At 72.1% G+C, this 24,158-nt stretch carries 23 protein-coding genes; 7 read left to right on the top strand and 16 right to left on the bottom strand.

What is annotated here, in order from left to right:
- Nucleotides 1-147: 147 nt before the first annotated feature.
- Nucleotides 148-2,421 carry a bifunctional salicylyl-CoA 5-hydroxylase/oxidoreductase gene (locus ACFWBY_RS17130; protein WP_385339853.1) on the bottom strand — a complete coding sequence of 758 codons (2,274 nt, stop codon included), beginning with the start codon at nt 2,419-2,421 and terminating at the stop codon, nt 148-150.
- A 4-nt stretch (nt 2,422-2,425) separates the two neighbouring features.
- Nucleotides 2,426-3,253 (bottom strand): enoyl-CoA hydratase family protein, encoded by an 828-nt coding sequence (locus ACFWBY_RS17135; protein WP_385339855.1) that lies wholly within the window; start codon nt 3,251-3,253, stop codon nt 2,426-2,428.
- 209 nt (nt 3,254-3,462) lie between these two features.
- Here ACFWBY_RS17135 and ACFWBY_RS17140 point away from each other — a divergent pair, with 209 nt between their 5' ends.
- Nucleotides 3,463-3,972, top strand: coding sequence for an ATP-binding protein (locus tag ACFWBY_RS17140; protein WP_385339857.1), 510 nt, complete (start codon nt 3,463-3,465; stop codon nt 3,970-3,972).
- Here ACFWBY_RS17140 and argF read toward each other — a convergent pair whose 3' ends face one another.
- The 6 genes from argF to ACFWBY_RS17170 form a co-directional block, all read right to left on the bottom strand.
- Nucleotides 3,973-4,983, bottom strand: a complete 1,011-nt coding sequence (gene argF / locus ACFWBY_RS17145; protein ID WP_385339859.1) for an ornithine carbamoyltransferase — start codon at nt 4,981-4,983, stop codon at nt 3,973-3,975. It abuts the gene before it with no gap.
- 130 nt (nt 4,984-5,113) lie between these two features.
- Nucleotides 5,114-6,340, bottom strand: coding sequence for an arginine deiminase (locus ACFWBY_RS17150; protein ID WP_385339861.1), 1,227 nt, complete (start codon nt 6,338-6,340; stop codon nt 5,114-5,116).
- Nucleotides 6,341-6,432: 92 nt separating this feature from the next.
- On the bottom strand, nt 6,433-6,900 hold the full coding sequence (locus ACFWBY_RS17155) for a hypothetical protein (protein ID WP_385339863.1): 468 nt from the start codon (nt 6,898-6,900) through the stop codon (nt 6,433-6,435).
- Nucleotides 6,901-7,079: 179 nt separating this feature from the next.
- Complete coding sequence (locus ACFWBY_RS17160; RefSeq protein ID WP_385339865.1) at nt 7,080-9,674, bottom strand: polynucleotide kinase-phosphatase; 2,595 nt, start codon at nt 9,672-9,674, stop codon at nt 7,080-7,082.
- Entirely contained in the window at nt 9,671-11,260 is a 1,590-nt protein-coding gene (locus ACFWBY_RS17165) for a 3' terminal RNA ribose 2'-O-methyltransferase Hen1 (RefSeq protein WP_385339867.1), read from the bottom strand. The genes ACFWBY_RS17160 and ACFWBY_RS17165 overlap by 4 nt, the downstream gene beginning before the upstream one ends.
- A gap of 87 nt (nt 11,261-11,347) precedes the next feature.
- Nucleotides 11,348-11,989, bottom strand: a complete 642-nt coding sequence (locus ACFWBY_RS17170) for a MerR family transcriptional regulator (RefSeq protein ID WP_385339869.1) — start codon at nt 11,987-11,989, stop codon at nt 11,348-11,350.
- An 83-nt stretch (nt 11,990-12,072) separates the two neighbouring features.
- Here ACFWBY_RS17170 and ACFWBY_RS17175 point away from each other — a divergent pair, with 83 nt between their 5' ends.
- Nucleotides 12,073-12,579: a DUF4188 domain-containing protein gene (locus ACFWBY_RS17175; RefSeq protein WP_385339871.1), complete on the top strand. Its 507-nt coding sequence runs from the start codon at nt 12,073-12,075 to the stop codon at nt 12,577-12,579.
- Between the two features lie 95 nt (nt 12,580-12,674).
- Entirely contained in the window at nt 12,675-13,043 is a 369-nt protein-coding gene (locus ACFWBY_RS17180) for a DUF1266 domain-containing protein (protein WP_385339873.1), read from the top strand.
- A gap of 166 nt (nt 13,044-13,209) precedes the next feature.
- Here the strand turns inward: ACFWBY_RS17180 and ACFWBY_RS17185 are convergent, their stop codons facing one another.
- Nucleotides 13,210-14,604, bottom strand: coding sequence for a hypothetical protein (locus ACFWBY_RS17185; RefSeq protein ID WP_385339875.1), 1,395 nt, complete (start codon nt 14,602-14,604; stop codon nt 13,210-13,212).
- A 102-nt stretch (nt 14,605-14,706) separates the two neighbouring features.
- On the opposite strand from ACFWBY_RS17185, the gene ACFWBY_RS17190 reads away from it, so the two are divergent.
- A complete protein-coding gene (locus tag ACFWBY_RS17190) occupies nt 14,707-14,904 on the top strand; it encodes a hypothetical protein (protein WP_385339877.1) in 198 nt (65 codons plus the stop codon).
- A 262-nt stretch (nt 14,905-15,166) separates the two neighbouring features.
- On the opposite strand, the gene mmuM is transcribed toward ACFWBY_RS17190, so the two are convergent.
- Entirely contained in the window at nt 15,167-16,105 is a 939-nt protein-coding gene (gene mmuM, locus ACFWBY_RS17195; protein ID WP_385339879.1) for a homocysteine S-methyltransferase, read from the bottom strand.
- Between the two features lie 16 nt (nt 16,106-16,121).
- The gene (locus ACFWBY_RS17200; protein ID WP_385339881.1) at nt 16,122-17,045 is read right to left on the bottom strand and encodes an LLM class F420-dependent oxidoreductase; all 924 of its coding nucleotides are present in this window, start codon (nt 17,043-17,045) and stop codon (nt 16,122-16,124) included.
- 201 nt (nt 17,046-17,246) lie between these two features.
- On the opposite strand from ACFWBY_RS17200, the gene ACFWBY_RS17205 reads away from it, so the two are divergent.
- On the top strand, nt 17,247-17,525 hold the full coding sequence (locus tag ACFWBY_RS17205) for a hypothetical protein (protein WP_385339883.1): 279 nt from the start codon (nt 17,247-17,249) through the stop codon (nt 17,523-17,525).
- Nucleotides 17,526-17,818: 293 nt separating this feature from the next.
- Here the strand turns inward: ACFWBY_RS17205 and ACFWBY_RS17210 are convergent, their stop codons facing one another.
- From ACFWBY_RS17210 to ACFWBY_RS17225, 4 genes are all read right to left on the bottom strand, one after another.
- Nucleotides 17,819-18,304, bottom strand: coding sequence for a DUF6099 family protein (locus ACFWBY_RS17210; protein WP_385339885.1), 486 nt, complete (start codon nt 18,302-18,304; stop codon nt 17,819-17,821).
- Between the two features lie 123 nt (nt 18,305-18,427).
- Nucleotides 18,428-18,769 (bottom strand): nucleotide pyrophosphohydrolase, encoded by a 342-nt coding sequence (locus tag ACFWBY_RS17215; protein ID WP_385339924.1) that lies wholly within the window; start codon nt 18,767-18,769, stop codon nt 18,428-18,430.
- A 101-nt stretch (nt 18,770-18,870) separates the two neighbouring features.
- Nucleotides 18,871-20,247 carry an ATP-binding protein gene (locus ACFWBY_RS17220; protein WP_385339886.1) on the bottom strand — a complete coding sequence of 459 codons (1,377 nt, stop codon included), beginning with the start codon at nt 20,245-20,247 and terminating at the stop codon, nt 18,871-18,873.
- A 67-nt stretch (nt 20,248-20,314) separates the two neighbouring features.
- Nucleotides 20,315-20,710: a cell division protein SepF gene (locus ACFWBY_RS17225; RefSeq protein ID WP_362735136.1), complete on the bottom strand. Its 396-nt coding sequence runs from the start codon at nt 20,708-20,710 to the stop codon at nt 20,315-20,317.
- Nucleotides 20,711-20,913: 203 nt separating this feature from the next.
- Here ACFWBY_RS17225 and ACFWBY_RS17230 point away from each other — a divergent pair, with 203 nt between their 5' ends.
- Together ACFWBY_RS17230 and ACFWBY_RS17235 are read left to right on the top strand one after the other, a co-directional pair.
- Nucleotides 20,914-21,627 (top strand): DUF2470 domain-containing protein, encoded by a 714-nt coding sequence (locus tag ACFWBY_RS17230; protein ID WP_385339888.1) that lies wholly within the window; start codon nt 20,914-20,916, stop codon nt 21,625-21,627.
- A 94-nt stretch (nt 21,628-21,721) separates the two neighbouring features.
- Nucleotides 21,722-22,642 carry an NADP-dependent oxidoreductase gene (locus ACFWBY_RS17235; RefSeq protein ID WP_385339890.1) on the top strand — a complete coding sequence of 307 codons (921 nt, stop codon included), beginning with the start codon at nt 21,722-21,724 and terminating at the stop codon, nt 22,640-22,642.
- A gap of 149 nt (nt 22,643-22,791) precedes the next feature.
- Here ACFWBY_RS17235 and ACFWBY_RS17240 read toward each other — a convergent pair whose 3' ends face one another.
- Nucleotides 22,792-24,123: an LLM class flavin-dependent oxidoreductase gene (locus ACFWBY_RS17240; RefSeq protein WP_385339892.1), complete on the bottom strand. Its 1,332-nt coding sequence runs from the start codon at nt 24,121-24,123 to the stop codon at nt 22,792-22,794.
- Nucleotides 24,124-24,158 lie beyond the last annotated feature (35 nt).

Consider the following 24,158-nt stretch of genomic DNA (forward strand, 5'->3'; position numbering starts at 1 on the left):
TCTTGTGCACCCCGCCGTACCCGATGCCGATCGGCGCGCTGCCCGCCGAAGGCGGTCCGCGAGCTGGGGGCCGCGCTCGCCTCCGAGCCGCTGCTGGGCCGGGTCACCGCCTTCAGGCACGCCGCCGCCTGAGGGCCGCGGTGCGCGCTACTCCCGGCCGGTCGGCGGTTTGCGGCTGCCGGCCAGGTAGGGGGCGGGCCAGGGCGCGGCCGGGCCCGCGTAGGACTGCTCGGCGGCCGCGTGCAGGGTCCAGTGCGGGTCGTAGAGGTGCGGTCGGCCCAGTGCGCACAGGTCGGCGCGGCCCGCGAGGAGCAGGGAGTTGACGTCGTCCCAGGAGGAGATCGCGCCGACCGCGATGACGGGGACGCCGAGGGCGGCCCGGATCCGGTCGGCGTAGGGGGTCTGGTACGAGCGCCCGTACTCGGGGGCCTCGTCCGCCACGACCTGGCCCGTCGAGACGTCGACGGCGTCGGCGCCGTGGGCCGCGAAGGCCTCGGCGATGGCCACGGCGTCCTCGGGCGAGGTCCCGCCGGGCGCCCAGTCCGTGGCCGAGAGGCGGACCGTCATAGGCCGGTCCTCGGGCCAGACGGCGCGGACCGCGTCGAAGACCTCCAGCGGGAAGCGGAGCCGGTTCTCCAGCGGGCCGCCGTAGGCGTCGGTGCGCCGGTTGGTCAGCGGGGAGAGGAACCCGGAGAGCAGGTAGCCGTGCGCGCAGTGCAGCTCCAGCAGGTCGAAGCCGGCCGTGGCGGACCGGGCCGCGGCGGCCGCGAAGTCCGAGCGGACGGCGGCGAGGCCGGCGTCGTCCAGCGCGCGCGGGACGGCCGAGACCCCGGGCCGGTACGGCAGCGCGGAGGCGGCCACCAGCGGCCAGTTGCCTTCGGGCAGGGGGGTGTCCATGCCCTCCCACATCACGCGGGTCGAACCCTTGCGGCCGGAGTGGCCGAGCTGGACGCCGAGGGCGACTCCGGGCGCGCTGGTGTGCACGAAGTCGGCGATCCGCGCCCAGGCGGCCGTCTGCTCCGCGGTGTAGAGGCCCGTGCAGCCGGGCGTGATCCGGCCCTCGGCGCTGACGCAGACCATCTCGGTCATCACCAGTGCGGCCCCGCCGAGCGCCCGCGCGCCGAGGTGGACCAGGTGGAAGTCACCCGGTACGCCGTCGCCCGCGGCCGCCGAGTACATGTCCATCGGGGACACCACGACCCTGTTGCGCAGGGTCAGTCCCCGCAGGGTGAACGGCGTGAACATCGGCGGCGTTCCCGCCCGGTCCGGCCCGTCGTCGGGGCAGCCGAACTCGCGTTCCACCGCGCGCGTGAAACGCGGGTCGCGCAGCCGCAGGTTGCCGTGGGTGACCCGCCTGCTGCGCGTGAGGAGGTTGAAGGCGAACTGCCGGGGCGGCTGGTCCACATGACCCGCGATCTCCTCGAACCAGCGCATGCTGGCGGCCGCCGCCCGCTGGGTCGAGGCCACGGCCGGCCGCCGCGCCTCCTCGTAGGCGGCCAGCGCGGCGGGGACGTCCGGCTGGTGCTCCAGCGCCCGCGCCAGTGCGAGCGCGTCCTCCACGGCCAGTTTGGTGCCGGAGCCGATCGAGAAGTGCGCGGTGTGCGCCGCGTCGCCGATCAGCACCACGTTGCCGTGGGACCAGCGCTCGTTGACGACCGTTCGGAACCGGGTCCACGCCGAGCGGTTGCCGCGCAGCGGCCGCCCCCGCAGGGCCTCGCTGAAGATCTTGGCGCAGCGTGCCGCCGATTCCTCCTCGTCGCACAGGTCGAAGCCGGCCTGCCGCCAGACCTCCTCGCGCATCTCGACGATCACGGTGGAGGCGTCCCCCGCGTACGGGTAGGCGTGCAGCTGCATCACCCCGTGCTCGGTCTCGGCGATCTCGAAGCGGAAGGCCGTGAGGGCGAAGTCCGCGGCCAGCCAGATGTACCGGCACCGCCCCGCGGTGACCGTCGGCCGGTAGTGCGCGGCCCCGCTCTCCCGGACCGGGCTGTGCACCCCGTCCGCGGCGACCACCAGGTCGTACGAGGCCGCGAGCTCCGGCGGGCCGGGGGCCTCGGTGCGCGTGCGCAGCCGGACGCCGAGGTCCGCGCACCGCTCGTGCAGGATCTCCAGGAGGCGGCGGCGCCCCAGCGCGGCGAAGCCGTGGCCCCCGGAGGTCAGCAGGCGGCCCCGGTGCACGATGTCGATGTCGTCCCAGCGGGTGAACTCCGCGCACAGGGCGGCGTAGACGACCGTGTCGGCGGCTTCGATCCCGCCGAGGGTCTCGTCGGAGAGCACCACGCCGAAGCCGAAGGTGTCCTCGGGGGCACCCCGCTCCCAGACCTCCACCGCGTGCCCCTGCCGGGCCAGCAGTGCGGCGGCGTACAGCCCGCCCGGCCCCCCGCCCACGACGGCGACCCGCAGTGCCACGGCTTCCGGCATCGCGCTACCTGCCCTTCCACTGGGGCGGCCGCTTCCCGGTGAAGGCCGCGTGGAACTCCCGGTAGTCCTCGCCGTTCATCAGCAGTGCCTGGGTGTTCGCGTCCAGCTCCACGGAGGCGGCGAGCGGCATGTCCAGCTCGGCGGTCAGCAGCGCCTTGGTCTGTGCGTAGGCGAGGGCGGGGCCTGCGGCCAGGTGCGCGGCGAGTTCGGCGGCCCGCGCGGAGGCCAAGCCCTCCTCGGTCACCTCGCTCAGCAGCCCGATCCGCTCCGCCTCGGGCGCCCTGACCTGTTCTCCCAGCATCAGGAGCCGGGTGGCGTGGCCGAGCCCTACGACGCGGGGCAGCAGGTACGCGGCGCCCATGTCGCCGCCGGAGAGGCCGACGCGGGTGAAGAGGAAGGCGAAGCGGGCGGTGGGGTCGGCGATCCGGAAGTCGGCGGCGAGCGCGATGACGGCTCCGGCGCCGGCGGCGACGCCGTGGACGGCGGCGATCACCGGGAAGGGGCATTCGCGCAGGGCGCGGACCACCTGGCCGGTCATCCGGTTGAAGTCGAGGAGCTGGGCCGTGTCCATCGCGAGGGTGGCGCCGATGATCTCGTCGACGTCGCCGCCGGAACAGAAGCCGCGTCCCTCGCCGCCGAGTACGAGGGCGCGTACGGAACGCTCCCTGGACAGTTCGGCGAGCAGGTCGCGCAGGTCGGCGTAGGCGCCGAAGGTGAGCGCGTTCAGCTTCTCGGGGCGGTCGAGGGTGACGGTGGCGACGCCGTCGCGGCGGTCCACCCGCAGGTGGCGCCAGCGTTCGGTCGCTGGTGTGGAACCGAGGAAGGGACTCACCTTCCCGAAGGTATCACCGGGTCGTGACCACCGTCACAGAAACGCGATAGATCTGCTGTCGTGGCGGGTTCGGGGCGCCACACGCCGCGAAGGTCCCGACATGTGTGACCGACGCCCCTTGCGCTGACGTCGGGGTGCCCTACGGGCCGACATTTCCACTTCGTATCGTTGAAAGCAGGATTTCCCCCGCCGACACCCCGAAGCCGCGCATGTACACCCCTCACCCTGCCGCGCCCGCCCCCACGAGCGAAGGAACGGACGGTCCCGCCTTGCCCGACCCCTCCGCCTGGCGGATCACCCTGCCGCACACGACGGCGGCCGTACCGATCGCCCGCGCCCTGGTCCGTACCGCCCTCGCCGATGTCGACTCCCCCGCCGACAGTGACACCGCCGAACTGCTCACCGCCGAACTGGTCGCCAACGCCGTCGAGCACACCCCCTCCGCCGCGCCCATCGAGCTCGTCGTGGAACTGCTGGCGAACGGGTGCCAGGTCGAGGTCCACGACGGGGACCCCCGGCCCCCCGGCGACCTCACCGCCCCCCGCACGGACGACGCGCACCCCGACCCGTGGCAGGAGCACGGCCGCGGCCTGCTGCTGATCCGGACCCTCAGTTCGGCCTGCGGCCACCGCCCCACCCCGCACGGCAAGGCGGTCTGGTTCGCCCTCCGGGCCCGGCGCCGCCCGCTCTGGAGCGCCGCGGTCCCGAGCGGCGCATGACTATGCGCCCGGCTCCGCGAGCGTCGCGACGAGGACCGCCTTGATGGTGTGCAGCCGGTTCTCCGCCTCGTCGAAGACGACCGAGTGCGCGGACTCGAACACCTCGTCCGTCACCTCCAGCGAGTCCAGCCCGTGCCGCTCGTGGATCTCCCGCGCCACCTCGGTACCGAGGTCGTGGAAGGCCGGCAGGCAGTGCATGAACTTCACGTCCGGGTTGCCGGTGGCGCGCAGCACGTCCATGGTGACGGCGTACGGGGACAGCGCCTCGATCCGCTCGTCCCAGACCTCCTTGGGCTCGCCCATGGAGACCCAGATGTCCGTCAGCACGAAGTCGGCCTGCCCGACGCCTTCCGCGAGGTCCTCGGTGAGGGTGATCCGGGCGCCGCTCGCGGCGGCCAGCTCGCGCGCCGCGGCCACGACCGGCTCGGCCGGCCAGTACCGCCCCGGCGCGACGATCCGTACGTCCATGCCCAGCAGCGCGCCGGTCACCAGGTAGGAGTTGCCCATGTTGAAGCGGGCGTCGCCCAGGTAGGCGAAGGCGATCCGCTCCAGCGGCTTGGCGCAGTGCTCGGTCATCGTGAGCACGTCGGCCAGCATCTGGGTGGGGTGCCAGTCGTCGGTGAGGCCGTTGAAGACGGGCACTCCGGCGTGGGCGGCGAGCTGCTCGACGGTGTCCTGCGCGTCGCCCCGGTACTCGATGCCGTCGAACATCCGGCCCAGCACCCGCGCCGTGTCCTCGACCGATTCCTTGTGGCCCATCTGGGAGCCGGAGGGGTCGAGGTAGGTGGTGTGGGCGCCCTGGTCGGCGGCGGCGACCTCGAAGGCGCAGCGGGTGCGCGTGGAGGTCTTCTCGAAGATCAGGGCGATGTTCTTGCCCTGGAGGCGGCGACGCTCGGTCCCGGCCCTCTTGGCCGCCTTGAGTTCGGCGGCGAGCTCGACCAGGCCGCGGAACTCGGCGGCCGTGAAGTCGAGCTCCTTGAGGAAACTGCGGCCGACGAGGTCGGTGCCCATGGGGACTCCAAAGTCACGGTGACAGGTACTCTGGAAGTCTATACGACGCTCCGTATTGATATACAGGCCCCCTGGGGCAGCCCGACGCTTCCCGCACACCGCCCCGCCTGCGCCTCCCGGCTCCGCCCGCTCAGATCCCGTCCCGCTCGACCGGGCAGCTCATGCAGCGCGGCCCGCCGCGCCCGCGCCCCAGCTCGCTGCCCGGGATCTCGATCACCTCGATGCCCTCCTTGCGCAGATGGGTGTTGGTCGTGACGTTGCGCTCGTAGGCGACGACCACGCCCGGCTCCACCGCCAGCACGTTGCAGCCGTCGTCCCACTGCTCGCGCTCCGCCGCGTGCACGTCCTGCGTCGCGGTCAGCACCCGGATCGAGTCCAGGCCGAGCGCCGCCGCGATCGCCCGGTGCATGTGCTCCGGCGCGTGGTCGGTCACCTTCAGGTCGCTCAAGCCGTCACCCGGCTCGATCGTGTAGGAGCGCAGCATGCCGAGGCCGGCGTACTGGGTGAACGTATCTCCGTCGACCATCGTCATCACGGTGTCCAGGTGCATGAACGCCCGCCGCTTGGGCATGTCGAGCGCCACGATCGTGGTCGCCGACCCGGCGGCGAACAGCCCCCGCGCCAGCATCTCCACCGCCTGCGGGGTGGTCCGCTCGCTCATCCCGATCAGCACGGCGCCGTTGCCGATGACCAGGACGTCACCGCCCTCGATGGTGGAGGGGTAGTCCGCCTGACCCTGCGACCAGTAGTGGAAGGCTCCGGAGGCGGTGAAGAGCGGGTGGTGCTTGTAGATGGCCTCGAAGTGCACGGTCTCGCGCTGCCGGGCCGGCCAGCGCATCGCGTTGATCGACACCCCGTCGTAGATCCAGGCGGAGGTGTCGCGGGTGAAGAGGTGGTTGGGCAGCGGCCCCAGCAGGAAGCCGTCCAGCTCCAGGGCGTGGAAGCGGACCGACACCGGCTCCCTGTGCCGCTCCAGGAACTCCCGCTTGGTCATCCCGCCGACCAGCGCCTCGGTGAGAGCGGTCGAGTCCAGCCCCTCGAAGACCGACCGCAGGTGGTCGGTGGCGAGCGGACCGTACTCCTTCTCGTCGAAGACCCGGTCCAGTACGAGGCGTCGCGCCTCCGGAATGTCCAGGGCCTCGCGCAACAGGTCCCCGAAGAGGTGGACCGCGACGCCCCGGTCGCGCAGTACGTCGGCGAAGCCGTCGTGCTCCTGGCGCGCCCGGCGCACCCACAGCACGTCGTCGAAGAGCAGCGCGTCCTTGTTGCTCGGTGTGAGCCGCTTCAGCTCCAGGTCGGGCCGGTGGAGGATGACGCGGCGAAGCCGCCCGGTCTCGGAATCGACATGGAATCCCATGCCGTACACGTTCGCAGACCGGGCGGCTTTTTGACGTGGCGTCGGCTCAGCGGGTCAGGTACGGCCGGGGCGGCGCCGCCGCCACCGCCGGTTCAGCGCAGGCCGAGAAGGGCCTGCGGGGCGCCCGTGAGCTCCGGGGCGATCAGGCCCAGCGCGGGAAGAGTCACGTTCGGCAGCCCGTAGTTCGACCCGTCGGGCATCGTCAGCGGGGAGCCGACGAGCAGTCCGGGAGTGCGGGTGCGCACGGTGGTCGCGGGCGCGTCCAGCGAACCTTCGCCGTCCGTCTCGGGCTTGCCCGCCAGGTTCGGCACCGGAGAGGTGACGAGGGTGCTGCCGAGCTCGGTGCCGATCGGCACCGCCGGGAGGAGCGGGGTCGGCAGCATGTCGCCCGTGTGGTGCACCGGCACCTGGGGCGCCCCGACGACCGGCACCGGGACCCCGGTGGCCACGTGCGGGACGTCCACGCCGAGCGTGGTGCGCACCGCGTCGAGGGGGACACCCACCGGCACCGCGCCGGCCGCGGCCGGGGTGGCCGCGCCGGCCGCGGCCATACAGGTCATGAGTGCCGCAATGCTTCCGCGCGCGGTCATCTTCATAGGTGACGTTCCGTCCTTCCAGGGTCGCGGACATTCCGCTGCCCTGGATGAACGATCCCGCCGGGGGGTTTCCCGGAGTTCTCCGCGAAAGTTCCCCCATACGACCTAATGAGCGACCGTACGGGGGCGCTTCCTTGACGCCGTCAGAGCCTCGGGTCCACCGGCTCCGACTCCAGCGCGAGCACGGCGAAGACCGCCTCGTGAACCCGCCACAGCGGCTCCCCCGCCGCCAGCCGGTCCAGGGCCTCCAGCCCGAGCGCGTACTCGCGCAGCGCGAGCGAGCGCTTGTGCCCGAGGTGGCGCCCGCGCAGCCGCTCCAGGTGGTCCGCCCGCGTGTACTCGGGACCGTAGATGATCCGCAGGTACTCGCGGCCCCGCACCTTGACCCCCGGCTGGACCAGGCGGCCCTTGCCGTCCTTGGCGTACGCCTGGAGCGGCTTGACGACCATGCCCTCGCCGCCGGCGGCCGTCAGCTCCAGCCACCAGTCGGTGCCCGCCCGTACCGAGGCCTCGTCGGCCGTGTCCACCAGGATCCGGCCGGTGCGGCGCAGCAGCCCGGTCCCGGACGCCTCGTCGGCGGCGACGAGCCGGTCCAGCCAGAACAGCTGCTCGTCGTGCGGTACGGCGGCCAGCGACCGCCCGGCCGCCGCCAGCAGCTGGAACGGGGCGAACCGTACGCCGTCCAGCCCGTCCGTGGTCCAGCAGTAACGCCGGTAGGCCTCGGTGAACCTCGCCGCGTCGACGGCCCGCCCGCGCTGGCGCTCCAGCAGCTCCGCGGTGTCGACGCCCCGCGCGCCGGCCGCCTCCAAGGCGGCCAGGGCGTCCGGGAAGACGGCGGAGGAGGCCGCGCCCACGGCCGCGTACTGGCTGCGCAGCAGGCCGCCGGACTTCAGCGACCAGGGCAGCAGTTCGCCGTCGAGGAGCAGCCAGTCGCACGCGCCGTCGGCGCTGCCGGGCTCGGCCGACTCCTCCCACAGCCCGGCGTCGGTGATCGCCGCGCGCAGCCGGGCGAGGACCTCCTCGGTGACCTCGGGATCCTTGAAGAAGGGGCGTCCGGTGCGGGTGTACATGGATCCCGTGGGCCCGTCCACGCCGAAGTGCCGGCGGGCCGCGTCGGCGTCCTTGCAGACCAGCACGGTGGCTCGGGAGCCCATGTGCTTCTCCTCGCAGACGACCTGGGAGATGCCGTCCTGGCGGTACTGCGCGAAGGCCTCGGCCGGGTGCTCCAAGTAGCCGTCGATCCGCGAGGTCGCCGTGGGCGCCATGGTCGGCGGGAGGTACGGCACCAGGCGCGGGTCCACGGCGAATCGGCTCATGACCTCCAGGGCGGCGGCCGCGTTCTCCTCGCGGACGTTGACGTTGCCCAGGTGCCGGGTCTCGACGACCCGGCGGCCGTGCACGTCGGCCAGGTCGAGCGGGCGGCCGTCGTGCCCGCCCGGCGCCTCGGTGGCGAGCGGCTTGACCGGCTCGTACCAGACCTTTTCGGCCGGTACGTCGACCAGTTCGCGCTCGGGCCAGCGCAGGGCGGTCATCTTGCCGCCGAAGACGGCTCCGGTGTCGAGGCAGATGGTGTTGTTGATCCAGGCGGTGTTCGGGACCGGGGTGTGTCCGTAGACCACGACGGCCTTGCCCCGGTAGTCCTCGGCCCACGGGTAGCGCACCGGCAGGCCGAACTCGTCGGTCTCGCCCGTGGTCTCGCCGTACAGGGCGTGCGAGCGCACCCGGCCGGAGGTGCGGCCGTGGTACTTCTCGGGCAGTCCGGCGTGGCAGACCACCAGCTTCCCGCCGTCGAGGACGTAGTGGCTGACCAGGCCCTTGATGAAGGCGCGGACCTCCTCGACGAACTCCTCGGGCTCCTCGGCGAGCTGCTCGACGGTCTCGGCGAGTCCGTGCGTCAGCTGGACCTTGGATCCCTTGAGGTAACGGGCGAGCTTGTTCTCGTGGTTCCCGGGCACGCACAGGGCGTTGCCGGAGGCGACCATGCCCATCACGCGGCGCAGTACGCCCGGACTGTCCGGGCCGCGGTCGACGAGGTCGCCGACGAAGACCGCGGTGCGGCCCCCGGGGTGGGCGCCGTCCTCATAGCCGAGCTTGGCGAGCAGGGTCTCCAGCTCGGAGGAACAGCCGTGGATGTCGCCGATGATGTCGAAGGGGCCGGTGAGGTGTGTGAGGTCGTTGAAGCGCTTCTCCAGGACGACCTCGGCCAACTCGACCTCCTCGGGCGTCCGCAGGACGTGCACCTTGCGGAAGCCCTCGCGCTCCAGGCCGCGCAGCGAGCGGCGCAGTTCCCGGCGGTGGCGCTGGATGACGGCGCGCGGAAGCCCGGCCCGCTCCGGGCGGGCCGCGTTGCGCTCCGCGCAGACCTCCTCGGGCACGTCGAGGACGATCGCGATGGGCAGGACGTCGTACTCGCGGGCGAGCTGGACCAGCTGCCGGCGGGACTCGGCCTGGACGCTGGTCGCGTCGACCACGGTGAGGCGGCCGGCGGCGAGGCGCTTGCCCGCTATGTAGTGCAGGACCTCGAAGGCGTCCTTGCTGGCGCTCTGATCGTTCTCGTCGTCGGCGACCAGGCCGCGGCAGTAGTCCGAGGAGATGACCTCGGTGGGCTTGAAGTGGGTGCGGGCGAAGGTGGACTTGCCCGAGCCGGTGGCCCCGATGAGGACGACGAGGGACAGGTCGGTGACGGGAAGTACGCGCTTGCGGCCGGTATCCACGGCGGTGTCGGTGGAGCTGGTCATGCTGCCTCGCCCTCCTTCGGGGTGTCGGTGGTCCGGGTGTCGTTGGTCCGGGTGTCGTTGGTCCGGGTGTCGTTGCTCTCGGGGTTCGCGGCCTGAGTGTCCGCGGCCCGGGTGTCCGCGGCCCGGGTGTCCGCGGTCCTGGTGCCGGCCGTCTGGGTGAAGACCGCCATCTGGGTCGGCGGCCCCACCTCGGGGTCGTCGTCCCCGACGGGCACGTAGCCGACGGTGTAGCCGTGCCGCGAGGCGACCTGGCCGGCCCAGGCCCGGAACTGGGCGCGGGTCCACTCGAAGCGGTGGTCGCCGTGCCGGACGTGCCCGGCCGGCAGGGACTCCCAGCGGACGTTGTACTCGACGTTCGGCGTGGTCACGAGGACGGTACGGGGACGGGCCGCGCCGAACACCGCGTACTCCAGGGCGGGCAGCCGCTCCGGGTCCACGTGCTCGATGACCTCGCTGAGCACGGCCGCGTCGTAGCCGGCGAGCCGCTTGTCGGTGTAAGCGAGGGAGCCCTGCGTGAGGCGGACGCGGGAGCTCTGCCGCTCCCCCATCCGCTCCAGCCGCAGCCGCCTGGCGGCGACGTGCAGCGCCCGCACGGACACGTCCACGCCGACGATCTCGGTGTACGCCGGATCCGCCAGCAGCGCCTGTACCAACTGGCCCTGGCCGCATCCGAGGTCGAGGACCCGGGCGGCCCCGGCGGCGCGCAGCGCGGCGAGGATCGCCTCGCGGCGGCGTGCCGCGAGCGGCACCGGCTTGTCCTCGGTGTCGCGGGACTCGTCGACGGCGTTGTCGATCTCCTCGACCTCGCTGCCGTCGGCCTCGGCGAGGCGGACCAGTTCCAGGCGCTCCAGGGCGTCCTGGGTCAGTCGCTTGTGCCGGGCGAGGTAGCGGGAGGTGATCAGGGCGCTCTCGGGGTGCTCGGCGAGCCAGCCCTCACCGGCGCGCAGCAGCTTGTCCACCTCGTCGGCGGCGATCCAGTAGTGCTTGGCGTCGTCGAGGACGGGCAGCAGGACGTACAGGCCGCGCAGCGCCTCGGAGAGGCGCAGCTCGCCCTCCAGGACCAGGCGCACGTACCGGGAGTCGCCCCACTCGGGGAACGTCTCGTCGAGCGGGACCGGCGTGACCCTGACCGACGCCCAGCCGAGCGGGCCGAACAGCCGGTGCACGAGGTCCGCGCCGCCCCGGGCGGGCAGCGCCGGCACCTCGATGCGCAGCGGACGCACCTCGTCCGTCAGTTCCGGCCGTGCGGTGCACTGGCCCGCCAGCGCGCTGCGGAAGACGCCGCTCAGCGCGACGGCCAGCAGCGAGGAAGCGGCGTACGGCCGGTCGTTGACGTACTGCGCGAGCGCGGCGTCGGGCGTCCCGCCCCGGCCCTTGCCCTGGCCGCGCCGCACGAGCGCGACGGGATCCACCTCCAGGAGCAGGCCCGCCGTGCACCGCTCGGCCGTGGCTTCGGGGTAGAAGACGTGGGCGGTGCCGTGGGAGGTGGAGAACGACTGCGCCTTGCCGGGATGCTTGTGCAGCAGGAAGCCCAGGTCGGTGGCGGGTCGTTCAGGGGAGCCGGTGGTGGAGATCGTCAGGAACACACGGGCGATTGTTCTTGGTCACGGGGGCTGTCCGCGCCCCATTTTCCACCGGCTCCGGCTGCCGGGCACGACCGGCGCGGCCGTGCGTCAGAGCCCGTAGCGCCGGGCCGACTCCTCCTCCTGCGCCAGCCGGTGCAGTGCCTTCAGCACCGGCTGGAAGAGGATGGCCGCAGCCACCACGGTCTCCACCTTCTCCGACTCGGAGGGGTGGGTCTCCACGAAGTCCAGGTCGCGCACGGCCGCCTGGTGCATGAGTTCGGCGTACGGAGCCATCAGTTCGGCGTCCCACTGATATCCGAGGCGCAGGAGCGTGGCCACGGCCACCACCAGTGACCGGTGGACCGGCGACAGGCCGCCCAGCTCCCGGACCGTCGACCAGCCCAGCGTCTCCAGCAGCCGGTCCACCTCGCGCCGCGCGGTGACCACCGCCGCGTCCTCCTCGTCCGGTTCGGGATCCTGCGGCAGCGCCCACAGGGCGGCGCCCATCCGGATCGTCCGGCCCAGGGTCTCGTCGTCGACGTGCGCGAGCACTTCCCGGGCCTTGGCCACCGGGATCCCGCCGACCTGGATCAGCGCCCGCACCAGCCGCAGCCTGCGCAGGTGGCTCTCGTCGTACTCGGCGTTCGTCGCGCTGACGCGGCGCCCCGGCCTCAACAACCCCTCACGCAGGTAGTACTTGATCGTCGCGGTCGAGACGCCACTGCGTTCGCTCAACTCCGCCAGTCGCATCTCTTGAACCTTTCCTTGGAGAGTGCCACTATCCAAATATGCACGGACAGTGCCGCTATCCAACCAGGCGAACTGGAGGCAGAGTGTCCGCGAAACCTGTACCGGGCCCCACCACCGCGGCCGCCGAGGGCGACGTCGTCGTCCTGCTGATCGGAATGCGCATCAACCACTTCTGGGCGGTGCACCACTGGGTGCCGGTCCTGCTCGCCATGCCCCGCATGCTCCGCGAACTGACCCGGGACAAGAGCCGCGGACTCCTCGGTCACGTCCTGCTCACCGGTTCGCCCCGCACGTACTACGTGGTCCAGTACTGGGAGTCCAAGGAGAAGCTCTACGCCTACGCCGCGGCCCCGGACATGTTCCACCACCGGGTCTGGGCGATCATCAACCGCAAGGAGCGCGCGGGCAAGATCCGCGGACACGTGGGCCTCTGGCACGAGTCGTACATCGCGCCCGAGGGATCGTACGAGTCGATCTACTCCGACATGCCGCCCTACGGCCTGGCCGCGGCCACCGGGGTCCTCCCCGTCGAAGCCCGCGGCCGCCGCGCGGCCGACCGCTTCCGCCACCGCTCACACGAAGAGGGCTAGGGATCTTGTCGGCCGAGCCGGCGCGGGCCCGGCTCCGGACCGCTGCCGCCCATGACCGGAACGGATGACCGCTGGCGGACGACGGCGGGCGGGCCGTGCGCCGGGCCGACCAAGGCGGCGCACGGCTCGCTCCGACGGGGCCTCGACCCTGTGGGCCCACAACCCATGAGGCGCAGGGCCGCCCTTCGCCGCCTTGCTCGCCCAACGGGCGCACCGGGCCGGCCAGCGCTTCGGCTTCCCGTAGGAGCCGTTGCCGAACGGGCCGGGCAGGTGCAGGGGCTGGCTACGAGCAGCGCATCCGCGCCGGCGGGCTGCCCGAGGGGGGATCCGTACGCCCCGTCGAGGGCTGGGACCTCGGCCGGGCCTCCCAGACGGCCCGCTGGGGCCTCGGCACCCGCTACGGCACGCCGGAGGAGGCGGAGCGCGCCGTGCTCCGCGCCGGTGGGACGGTCTGCGAGACGTAGCGCTCCTGGGCGGAGTTCTCCGCCGGGTACCTGCTCGGGCCGGTGCCTGCACTTCGACGAGGAGGAGTTCGGGGAGTGGTACGCCGGCTCCCTGTCCACGCACCTGACCCTGACCGCGGAGCCGTCCAGACCCTGGCTCAACATCCCCTGGAAGTAGGGGGCTTCATCACTTCGCCATGTCCATGAGTTCCGCGAAGGGTTTCTGCTGCATTGAGCTGCGCAGGTGCTCCAGGCCGTACCGATCAATGGCTTTCTTGTTGCGATTAGGATCGCTGCTGTCAAAATCCACTCTCTCTCCTGGCGGCTCCACAACCGCGTAAATGTATGGCCGCTCCTTCTTGTTCACGTACCACAGAGTTATCCGCTGGCGACCGCGAGTCGCGTTGAGGATCTCATTGCTGTTCGAGATGTCGGCCTGGTAGCGCAGGTATGTCTGATTCTCACCCTCCGGACCTCGAGGATCCTGATCCTTGCCTTCCTTTTTGAGGTCGCCCAGGCTCTTCCCGGAGCTCTCATAGTTGCCGACTATGGTCATTCTGTCTTTCCTTACCGCGTACAGTTCCGCCTGGACCTTGATCTTCTCATATTTGAACTCACCAGGTCGCATTATCTCGATTACCTCGTCCTCCGCGAATTCTCCTCCCGGGTTCAACAGCCATCCCGGCGGCCTGATGAACTCGCCGGCTCGGATCAATTTGAAGCCCGGCTTCTCCGGCTTCTTCGGGGCGGAGTCCCAGCCGTGGACCCAGTAGATGCTGCCGAGGACGTAGACGGGAATCTGGCCGGAGTTCTTCACGGACAGATGAACCGGCAGGTACATTTTCGACCGATCCTCGCTCAGACTCGACTTCCCGAAGGAAGCCACGCTGTTCACGATCGGAGATGTTGCATAGGGGACATATATCTGCGTATACGTGACGTTGGGGATGGCGAGAAGACTGGAGACAACCGCTCCGGCCACGAATCTCTGGGGGTGGGGAACCAGCTTCCACACCCGGTCGCGGGCGAGTATGTACAGAGCCCCCACAGACAATATCGGGAAGATTATCCAAATCAGCACGTAATTCGTGTACCTTTTGCCGTCGATCAGCTGCATGAGGAGCATGAGCAAGCCGACGGCAATTGATACCAGGGCGCCGAGCAGGACGACCATCCCGGAATAGGCCACCCTCCGCTTGCCCCAATAGTCGAAAGCAGCCAGTGCCGCACCGATTTCCAGCGCTGCCGCGAGAAGAAAGATGATTCCCGTGACACGTCCGGAGTAGGTGAGAGCGCCAAAGGTATCCTTCATGCCGATCACGAAGAGCATGCAAGCAGTTGCCAGCAGGCCGGCTGTCATGAGAGTGCCGACGGTGCGCCGGTACCACGTGCGATCCGGCCAGCCGGTGCAGTCCTCGCCGATCCAATGGATGTCGTACCCGGATACCAGACCAGCGCCGCGTATGAGTCTTCGCAGCTCCCCCATCGAGCGGACCTTGCCCGCAGGACGGTCGTTGATGGTGACATGCCGCCAGCCAAGGCCATCCGGTCGACCTACGGCTACCACGGGTGTGTTCGCCATGACACCAGTCTCCCGCCGTATGCCGGTGGACGCCCCTGGAGTGCACCCGCACCCGATCGGAGTAACGTCGTGACCCATGGCCCGTCCTCACAGGAGGTCCCCATGCGTACACGACTTCTCGGGTTCATCACCGCCGTCGTACTGGCTGTTCTCGGCGCCATGAGCCCTGCCGCACAAGCTGCTGTATCCGATGTCGACGTGAACACATGCACAAAAGGTGGAGGATCATCGGAGTACGAGTCCGCAACCGGCCTGTGGACCTGCATCGGCGGCGCGCACGACAGCGAACCCATCAAGTGACAGGGTCGCTCCAGCCCCGACCTCGCCCAGTCGGAGCGCATTCCCGTACGGACGTCGAGGTCGCCAACTAGTACTGCAACGGTTCTTTGGGTGGCTGTTGGCAGCTATGACCCACCCGACCCCGCCAAAGCCCCGGCCACGTCCTGCATTGGTCCTACTGGCGCCGCCGACGACAACACCAAGCCCGCGTCAGCCACTACGAACGACGCGGCCACACACCACCCGAGGCTGCCAACCCGTCAGACCAAAGACCCTTGCAGTACTAAGGGCTGTCCCGCGAACCCCGGCGGGGGGTCGCGCCGGCCGCGAGGTCGGCGATGTCCCGCGGGCCGATCCGGCAGCAGCCTCCGATGAGGCGGGCCCCGGCCCGCCGCCAGTCGGCCGTGGGCCAGGGGACGGTGGCGGGCGGAGACCGCCAGGTCCCGGTGGCGGACTCCCAGACCGAACCGTCGTTGGGGTAGGCCACCAGCGGTTTCCCGGTGACTGCCGCCGCGGCTTCGAGGGCGGGCAGCACCTCCGCGGGGTCGCAGCAGTTGACGCCGACCGCCACGACCTGCGGGGACCCGGCGGCCAGGGCGAAGGCCTCGGACAAGGACCCGCCGGCCCGGGTTCTGCCGTCCGCCACCGTGTAGCTCAGCCACGCGCGGGCGCCCGTCTCGGCGAGGACCGCGAGCAGGGCCCGCGCCTCGACGGCATCAGGGACCGTCTCCAGTGCCAGGACATCCGGCCCCTCGGTCAGGAGCGCCTCGACGCGGGGACGGTGGAAGGCCGCCAGCTCGCGCACGCTCAGCCCGTACCGGCCCCGGTACTCGGAGCCGTCCGCCAGCACCGCCCCGTACGGGCCCACGGACGCGGCGACCCACACCTCGTGGTCCGCCGCCCGGGCCGCCCGGGCGGCGAGCCGCACGCTGCGTCGCAGCAGCTCCGTCGTGCGGGCCGGGCCGTAGCCGTGGCGGGCGAAGGCCGCGTAGCCCACCTGGTAGCTCGCGGTGATCAGCACCTGCGCGCCGGCCCGCGCGTACGCGGCGTGCGCGGCCGCCACCTGGTCGGGCCGCTCGGCGAGCACCCGGCCGGTCCACAGGCCCCCGGTCAGGTCGCAGCCCTGGTCGGCGAGCTGGTTGCTCAGGCCGCCGTCCAGGAGCACGGCCGTGCCGCCGGGGCCGGTCAGGGCCTCGGCCAGCGGGCGGGACGCGCGGGGCACGGCCGGCTCTCCCGCCTCAGCCGAGCTGGGACAGGACGCGGGCCGAGATCAGCTCCAGGTGGTCCAGGTCCGCGAGGTCGAGCAGCTGGAGGTAGATGCGGGAGGAGCCGACCTCCTCGTAGGCGCCGATCCGCTCGACGACCTCGGCCGGGGAACCCGCGAGGCCGTTGGCCTTGAGCTCGTCCACGTCCCGGCCGATGGCGGAAGCCCGCCGGGCCACCTCGGCGTCGTCCTTGCCCACGCACACGACGAGGGCGTTGGAGTAGACGAGGTCGCCGGCCTTGCGCCCGGCCTCCTCGGCGGCCGCACGGACCCGGCCGAACTGGCGCTCGCTGTCCTGGATCGAGGCGAACGGCATGTTGAACTCGTCGGCGTACTGCGCGGCGAGGCGCGGGGTGCGCTTCGCGCCGTGGCCGCCGATCAGCACGGGGATCTTGGCCTGGGCCGGCTTGGGCAGTGCCGGGGAGTTCTCCACCTGGTAGTGGACGCCCCGGTAGTCGAAGGTGGCGCCGGGCTCGGTGGCCCACAGGCCGGTGACGATCGCCAGCTGCTCCTCCAGCCGGGCGAGGCGCTCCGCCGGAAAGGGGATTCCGTACGCCTTGTGCTCCTCTTCGAACCAGCCGGCGCCCAGGCCCAGTTCGATCCGGCCACCGGACATCTGGTCGACCTGTGCGACCTGGATGGCGAGGACCCCGGGCAACCGGAACGTGCCGGCCGTCATGAGCGTGCCCAACCGGATGCGCTTGGTTTCGCGGGCCAGGCCGGCCAGGGTGATCCAGGCGTCGGTGGGGCCGGGCAGTCCGTCCGCCGAGCCCATGCGCAGATAGTGGTCGGATCGGAAGAAGGCATCGAAGCCCAAGTCCTCGGTGGCCTTGGCGACGCTCAGGAGGGTGTCGTAGCTCGCCCCCTGCTGGGGCTCTGTGAAGATACGGAGATCCATGCCCTCCATCCTGCCCCTTCGACCCCGGCCGGGTGAATCCGAGCCGACCGCCTGCCCGCCGCCGCCCCCGCCAGTGACCAGCCTGTAGGGGGATCGTTGGCTCGGACGGAGCCGGACCGCCCGGCCCGCGCGCCGGCGGCCTTCGCCGGTGCGGCCACCGCCCCCTTCCGCCTCGGAAGGGCCAGGGCCGAGGAGGCCGCCATGTCCCAGGAGTCCGCGCCGGAGACCCGCCGCCAGGACTGCCAGACCGGGCAGGCAGCAGACGACAACGCACGCCGGGAGTCGGCGGTACCCGCCCAGGGCGGCGCGCGGAAGGGCCTGCTGCAGCAGATGGAAGAGATGATGGCGGCGCTGAACGCGGACCTCTCGCAGCTCGACGCCGACCTCCAGTCCTCCACGGACCGCAGCCCCGGCACGCCGCTGCCGCAGGGCGGCCACGCGCCGGGGAGCGAAGGCCGCCCGCCCTACCGGTCGCACTGACCGCACGGGTCCCGCCGCGCGCGGCGGGACCCGTCACCACTCCGTGCGGCACCGGCCTGGACCCCGGACACTGCCGGAGCCGGTGCCAGTGCCGGTGCCAGTGCCGGTGCCGGTGCAGTGCCGGAGCCAGTGCAGTGCCAGTGCCAGTCTCGGTGCCAGAGCCGGAGCCGGAGCCGGTGCCAGTCTCGGTGCCGGAGCCGGAGCCGGAGCCAGTGCCGGTCCCGGAGCCAGTGCCGGAGGTCCCGGCCCCCGCGCTGGTCCCGAACCCCGGTGCTGGTCCCGGTCCCGGTCGCTCAGGCCACGCCGGAGGCGGATCCCCGCTCGCGCACGGCAATCCGGCGCAGGATCGCCCGCACCCGGTCGCTCGACTCGTCCGCCGCGTCTATCGACTCTATGCACTGCCAGTACAGACCCTCGTCGTCCGTGCCGCAGGCGACCCCGACCAGCGCTATGCCCACTTCGCCCAGGAGCGCCTGCAGCCCGAGCAGCGCCTGCCGGACATCCGCCACTCCGGTCAACTGCGCCGCGCGCGGGGGGAGATCGGGCGCGTAACCCTCTCCGCGCAGTGCCGCCCGGTCGAGCACCCCGCACCCTCTGCCCCCCGCTTCACCCAGCCCCCGTGCCTCCGATCTCAGCTCCGGCGGTCCGGTGACCGCCAGCCAGCTCCCTATGCCCTGCGCGAGCGCCTGCGCTTGCCAGGCCTCGCCCACGATGTCCCACGCAGCCCCACTCTGTGCCAGCGCGTGCCGGCCGGCTGCGATGAGCCGTACCGCGTCCATATGCCGTCCCCCGTCCGCACGACATCCTGCCGTCCTCACCACTACCCAGAGTGAGGGCAACGGGCCGGTAAAGCCAGGGGTATTCGGAAATTGTGGACACAAACATGGTTGTGGATAACGCCATCACTCCGAAGAGTGACGGACGGCCCCGGGGGCGCCCGGAACGGGGAACCGCAGCTCGTTGCGTTCGATCTTCGCGGCGAGCGCATCCAGCACATCGACCCCGAGAACCTCACAGAACTGCAGCAGATAGGCCAGCACATCAGCCACCTCGTCGGCCACTCTGCGTGCGCTCTCCGGCTTCTCCATGACCCTCGCGGACTGCTCCGGCGTCAACCACTGGAAGATCTCGACCAGTTCCGAGGCCTCCACGCTCAGCGCCACCGCCAGGTTCTTGGGCGTGTGGTACGGCTCCCAACCGCGCGCCGCCGCGAAGTCGGCGAGCCGTCGCTGCAAACGGTCGATCCGCTCCTCGATCCGCCCCTCGGACCGCTCCCCGGACTGCTCCGCGGGCCGCCCCGCCCGCTGCTCCCCGCCGTGCCCGACGGGAGTGTCACGTTCCTCGTTCATGCGCCCAGGTCTACCACCGAGACGCCCTCGACCGCCCGGGCGGTCTCCGCGCACACCTCGCCCGCCGAGGCCGTCAGACGGACCTGGCCGCGCCCGCAGGCCAGTACCGCCAGCCGCAGCAGTTCGGCGCTCTGGCGCCGGTCGAGGTCCCGGTCGAACCCGTCGGCGACCACGGCCAGCGCCTGCCGCGCGGACAGCAGTTCGGCGGCCGGGTCCATGGCCAGCACCCCCGGCCCGGTCAGCAGCACCAGGGCGAGGGCCAGGAAGCGCAGTTCGCCCGCGCCGAGCCTGGCCAGCTCCGTCGCGGGCCGGGCGGAGCCCCGGTCCAGCAGGCCGGTGACCGGCCCGCCCTCGGGGGCCCGGACGTCCAGCCCGGCCACCCACCCCGCGCAGCCGGTCCGGGCGGCCTCGGTCAACAGCCCGTAGCGGGTGCCGCATTCCGTGCGGGTCCGGCGCAGCACGTCGGCCAGGTTGGCGCAGTCGCCCAGCAGCCGCCCCTCCCCCGGCGCGACCGGCTCCCGCATCCGCTCCGGACGCGGGTCGCAGGGGAACACCGAGCGCAGCGCCACCACCACCTGCTCGGCGGCGGCCAGCACCCGGCGCTGCCCGTCCGTGGCGCCGGCCACCCGCAGCGGGAGCAGTGCCGTGCCGAGCCGGTCGTCGGGGAGCGGGGCCCTGGTGACCCCGATGGCCCCGCCGGTCAGCCAGGCCGCCTGGACGGAGCGCCGCCCCGGGTCGCGCAAGGCGGTGCCGAGCAGGATCTGCCCGTCCGCGGAGAGCCGTTCACCGACGATCCGCAGCGTGGGCTCCGCCTGGACGGCGAGGTCGAGCCGGACCGGCCCGGCGGGGCCGTCGACCGTGCAGCCGAGCCTGAACCCCCTGCGCCGCTCGGAGTCCGGCACCGACCGGTCCGGGATCCGGGCCCGCGGTGCGGGAAAGACCTCTTCGAGCGTGGCACCGCCACCCAGCGCGGCCAGCGCCGCGTACGCCTCCAGCACCTGCGACTTGCCGCTCCCGCTCGGTCCGGCGAACAGCGTGACCGCACCGAGCGCGAACCGGGCCCCTCGGTGCGCCCCGTAGGCGGAGAGCCGTAATTCGGTGACGACGGGCCGCAGGTACGGCACCCCGGCGGCAGGTTCGGCGGCCGCGGCCGCCGGTGTCAGGCCCGGCGTGGCACGCGCGGCGCGCGCGGCGGGCACGACGGGCACCGTCGACGTGACGGATACGGCGGGCACGACGGGCACCGCCGACGTGACGGATACGGCGGGCACCGCCGGCGCGACGGATACGGCGGGCAACGCCGAGGCGGCGGGCGCAACGGGTGCGGCGAGTGCGGCGGAAGCGGCGGTCGGGACCGAGGCAGGCGGGATCATGCGCGGGACGGTACGGCCCGCGGGACCCCCTTGGGGTCCGGTGAACCGTTCCGTCCGCGGGACCTTCCTACGATCGGGGGACGGCCGCGGCCGCGATCCCCTCCACCTCGGTCCCCACGGGCGCCAGCAGGAAGACGTTCCGGTCGACCCGGTGCATCCCACTGCCCAGCCCGAAGACCACGCCGCTGCTGAAGTCCAGGATCCGCTTGGCCACTTCGCTGTCCGCGCCCGTGAGGTCCAGCAGGACCGGGATCTGCGCGATCAGGTACTCCGCCACCTCCCGCGCGTCCGCGAAGACCTGGACGCGGATCACCACGAAGCGCCGCTGCTCCGCCGCGGACGCCCCCGGCGCCTTGGGGATCGTGCGGTGGTCCACCCGGGAGGGCCACTCGTTGCGACTGCGCAGGGGGACCACCTGCGCGAGCCCCTCCCACTGCTCGTCGGTGACGTCGTACCTGCTCACCGGGCCGCCCCGGCCCTGCGCTTCATGTGCATCCCCCCATCCTCTCGCGTTTCACCCGTTCAGCCCAACACCGACACGAGGTGTCGGGACCGGCCGCTCCGACTGCCCACCATCCGCTACCCACCACCCGCCGAGTGGGTTAGGTTAGGCAAACCTAAGCATGCATCGCGCCGCTACTCGCACTCGGGACGACGGAGATCCACATGCACCTGCCCATGCCCACCGACGCCGAGCGGGTCCGGTCCATCCTGGCCGCCGCCCATTCCATGACCGTCGTCACCGACGGGATCAGCACGGAGATCCGCCACCTCGACGGCACCGACCCGCTCGGCCGGCTCCACCTGCACCCCGCCGCACACCCCGCCGAACCGGGCGGCCGCACCGAGCCCCGACCCTCGATCCGCCTGGAGTTCACCGACGTCGCCCCCACCCCCGTGCGGGACCGCGTGCGCGCCCGCGTCACCCTGATCGGGCGACTCCTCACTCCTCACTCCGACGGGGGTTCCGACTCCACCTGCGTCGAGTTCGGGCAGGCCGTCCTCGAAACCTCCGGCGGCACCCGCTCGTACGTCGGCCTCGACGAACTGGACGCGGCCCGGCCCGACCCCCTGGCCCCGTACGAGGCCGGGATGCTCACCCACCTCCTCGACGACCACGCCGACCTGGTCACCCTCCTCCTGCGCCTGGTCGAGCCGCGCCCCGTCGACCAGCCCGAACAGTCCACCCTCCTGCGCGCGCTGCCGGTCGCCATGGACCGGTACGGGATCACCCTGCGGCTGGAGGAGCGGCGCGGCCACCGCGACGTGCGGCTCCCCTTCCCCTCGCCGCTCGACGACGTGGAGCAGTCGGGGGCCCAGATCCAGGCCCTGTTCAGCGCGGCCCGGCGCCGCTCGCACCGCAACACCCTCCCCGCCTGAGCCCGCCCGGGCAGCACCTCCGGGAGTGGGAGATTCCGGAAAGAGGTCGTTCCGGCCCGGAATACCGGCCCCGGGCCCCCCGTTGGGGACGATCATGAAGGCAATCGCGTACACCGCATACGGAACCACCGACGCCCTGGAGCTCGTTGACGCCCCGGAGCCCAAGGTCGGCCCCGGCGACGTCCTCGTCCGCGTCAAGGCGGCCGGTGTGAACCCGGTGGACTGGAAGCTCGCCGCCGGATACCTCGACTCGATCCTCGAAGTCCGCTACCCCGTCATACCCGGCTGGGACGTGGCCGGCGTCGTCGAGGCGGTCGGCCCGGACACCTTCGACTACGCCGTGGGCGACGAGGTGTACGGCTACGTCCGCAAGGAATGGGTGGAGCTCGGTACGTACGCCGAGCTGGTCGCCGCCCCCGTCCGCACCCTCGCCCGCAAGCCGCGCGAGTTGACCTTCGAGCAGGCCGCGGGCATCCCGCTGGCAGGGCTCACCGCCTACCAGTCGCTCACCCGCGCGGGCCTCAGCGCCGGCGAGAGCGTGCTCATCCACTCCGCCGCCGGAGGCACCGGCTCGCTCGGCGTGCAGATCGCCGTCGCGCTCGGACTGCGCGTCATCGGAACGGCGGGCGAGCACAACCACGACTACCTGCGCTCGCTGGGCGCCGAGCCGGTCCTGTACGGCGAGGGCCTCGCCGACCGGGTCCGCGCGCTGGCCCCGGAAGGCGTCGACGCGGCACTCGACTTCTTCGGGGACGACGTCATCGCCACCCTCCAGTCCCTGGTCAAGGAACGGCACCGGGTGGTCTCCATCGCCGACTACACGGCGGCCGCCCAGGGCGCGCACCAGCTGTGGGTCCGCCCGGACACCGCCGACCTGACCTTCCTCGCCGAGCTCGCGGACAAGGGTGCGCTCACGGTCAACGTGGAGCATGCGCTGCCGCTCGCCGAGGCGGCGAAGGCCTGGCAGTTCAGCGCCGCCGGCCGTACCCGCGGCAAGATCGTCCTGACGGTCTGAGGACGGCGGGGTCTGAGCACGGCGGGGTCTGAGGACGGCGGACCCGCCCGGCCTCCGGCCCTTCCGGGCCGCGGGCCGTACGGCTCCACGCGCGAGCCGCCGGAGCGGTTCGCTCCGGCGGCTCGCGCGCACGTCGCCGACGTGACCACTCACGCGGTGGCCACGGCGTAGCGGTTGGCGGGGCGCGCCAGTCCGTAGTTCTCGCGCAGGGTCCGGCCGCCGTACTCGGTGCGGAAGAGGCCGCGGCGCTGGAGGATCGGGACGACCTGGTCGACGAAGTCGGTGAGGCCGGTGGGCAGGACGGGCGCCATGATGTTGAAGCCGTCGGCGGCGCCCCGGGTGAACCACTCCTCCAGCTGGTCGGCGATCTGCTCGGGCGTCCCGGCGAAGACGCGGTGGCCCCGGCCGGCGCCGAGGCGGGCGATCAGCTCGCGCAGGGTGAGGCCGTCGCGGCGGGCGAGCTCGGCGACGAGCGTGAAGCGGCTCTTGTTGCCGTTGATGTCCCGCTCCTCGGGGAGCTCGGGCAGCGGGCCGTCCAGCGGGAGCCCGGTGAGGTCGGTGCCGAGCATCCCGGAGAGCTGCGCGAGCCCGTACTCCGGCACCTGCAGGTCGGTGAGCTCCTGTCCCAGGGCCTTCGCCTCGGCCTCGGTGGAACCGATGAGGGGGGCGATGCCCGGCAGGACGAGGAGGTCGTCCTCGGCCCGGCCGTACTTCGCGAGTCGGGACTTGAGGTCCTTGTAGAAGGTCTGGCCGTCGGCCAGGGTCTGCTGCGCGGTGAAGACGGCTTCGGCGTACTGGGCGGCGAACTCCTTGCCGTCCTCGGAGGAGCCGGCCTGGACCAGGAGCGGGCGCCCCTGCGGGGAGCGGGGGACGTTGAGGGGGCCGGCCACGCCGAAGTACTCGCCCCGGTGGGCGGCGGGGTGGAGCTTGTCGGTATCGGCGTAGATCCCGCGCTCCTTGTCGAGGACGACCGCGTCGTCCTCCCAGCTGTCCCAGAGCTTGGTCGCGACCTCGAGGAACTCGCGGGCGCGGTCGTAGCGCAGGCCGTGCTCCAGGTGCTCGTCGCGGTTGAAGTTGCGGGCCTCGTCGACGGTGCCGGAGGTCACGATGTTCCAGCCGGCCCGGCCGTCGCTGATGTGGTCGAGGGAGGCGAACTTCCGGGCGGTGTGGAAGGGCTCGTTGAAGGTGGTGGAGACGGTCGCGATGAGCCCGATGTGCTCGGTGACGGCGGCGATGGCGGAGAGCAGCGTGAGCGGCTCGAATCCGCCGAGGGCGTTGTAGCGGGCCTTGCCCCAGAGGGCGAGCCCGTCGGCGAAGAAGACCGAGTCGAGGCGCCCGCGCTCGGCGGTCCGGGCCAGTTCCTGGAAGTAGCGCACGTCGGTGACCCGCTCGGGGCTGCTGGCCGGGTGCCGCCAGGCGGCGTCGTGGTGACCGGCGTTCATGAGGAAGGCGTTGAGGTGGAGGGTGCGGGGTGTGGTCATGTCGTGTCCTCGGCGGAATCGGGTGGGGGCGGGGC

Origin of the sequence: Streptomyces sp. NPDC060049, from assembly GCF_042736715.1 — a bacterium.
GTDB lineage: Bacteria > Actinomycetota > Actinomycetes > Streptomycetales > Streptomycetaceae > Streptomyces.

What these genes read in the sequence shown, in the direction of transcription:
- ACFWBY_RS17130 (WP_385339853.1), bottom strand. Translation starts at nt 2,421, where the DNA reads ATGCCGGAAGCCGTGGCACTGCGGGTCGCCGTCGTGGGCGGGGGGCCG.
- ACFWBY_RS17140 (WP_385339857.1), top strand. Translation starts at nt 3,463, where the DNA reads ATGTACACCCCTCACCCTGCCGCGCCCGCCCCCACGAGCGAAGGAACG.
- argF (WP_385339859.1), bottom strand. Translation starts at nt 4,983, where the DNA reads ATGGGCACCGACCTCGTCGGCCGCAGTTTCCTCAAGGAGCTCGACTTC.
- ACFWBY_RS17150 (WP_385339861.1), bottom strand. Translation starts at nt 6,340, where the DNA reads ATGGGATTCCATGTCGATTCCGAGACCGGGCGGCTTCGCCGCGTCATC.
- ACFWBY_RS17155 (WP_385339863.1), bottom strand. Translation starts at nt 6,900, where the DNA reads ATGACCTGTATGGCCGCGGCCGGCGCGGCCACCCCGGCCGCGGCCGGC.
- ACFWBY_RS17160 (WP_385339865.1), bottom strand. Translation starts at nt 9,674, where the DNA reads ATGACCAGCTCCACCGACACCGCCGTGGATACCGGCCGCAAGCGCGTA.
- ACFWBY_RS17170 (WP_385339869.1), bottom strand. Translation starts at nt 11,989, where the DNA reads ATGCGACTGGCGGAGTTGAGCGAACGCAGTGGCGTCTCGACCGCGACG.
- ACFWBY_RS17185 (WP_385339875.1), bottom strand. Translation starts at nt 14,604, where the DNA reads ATGGCGAACACACCCGTGGTAGCCGTAGGTCGACCGGATGGCCTTGGC.
- ACFWBY_RS17190 (WP_385339877.1), top strand. Translation starts at nt 14,707, where the DNA reads ATGCGTACACGACTTCTCGGGTTCATCACCGCCGTCGTACTGGCTGTT.
- ACFWBY_RS17200 (WP_385339881.1), bottom strand. Translation starts at nt 17,045, where the DNA reads ATGGATCTCCGTATCTTCACAGAGCCCCAGCAGGGGGCGAGCTACGAC.
- ACFWBY_RS17205 (WP_385339883.1), top strand. Translation starts at nt 17,247, where the DNA reads ATGTCCCAGGAGTCCGCGCCGGAGACCCGCCGCCAGGACTGCCAGACC.
- ACFWBY_RS17210 (WP_385339885.1), bottom strand. Translation starts at nt 18,304, where the DNA reads ATGGACGCGGTACGGCTCATCGCAGCCGGCCGGCACGCGCTGGCACAG.
- ACFWBY_RS17220 (WP_385339886.1), bottom strand. Translation starts at nt 20,247, where the DNA reads ATGATCCCGCCTGCCTCGGTCCCGACCGCCGCTTCCGCCGCACTCGCC.
- ACFWBY_RS17230 (WP_385339888.1), top strand. Translation starts at nt 20,914, where the DNA reads ATGCACCTGCCCATGCCCACCGACGCCGAGCGGGTCCGGTCCATCCTG.
- ACFWBY_RS17235 (WP_385339890.1), top strand. Translation starts at nt 21,722, where the DNA reads ATGAAGGCAATCGCGTACACCGCATACGGAACCACCGACGCCCTGGAG.
- ACFWBY_RS17240 (WP_385339892.1), bottom strand. Translation starts at nt 24,123, where the DNA reads ATGACCACACCCCGCACCCTCCACCTCAACGCCTTCCTCATGAACGCC.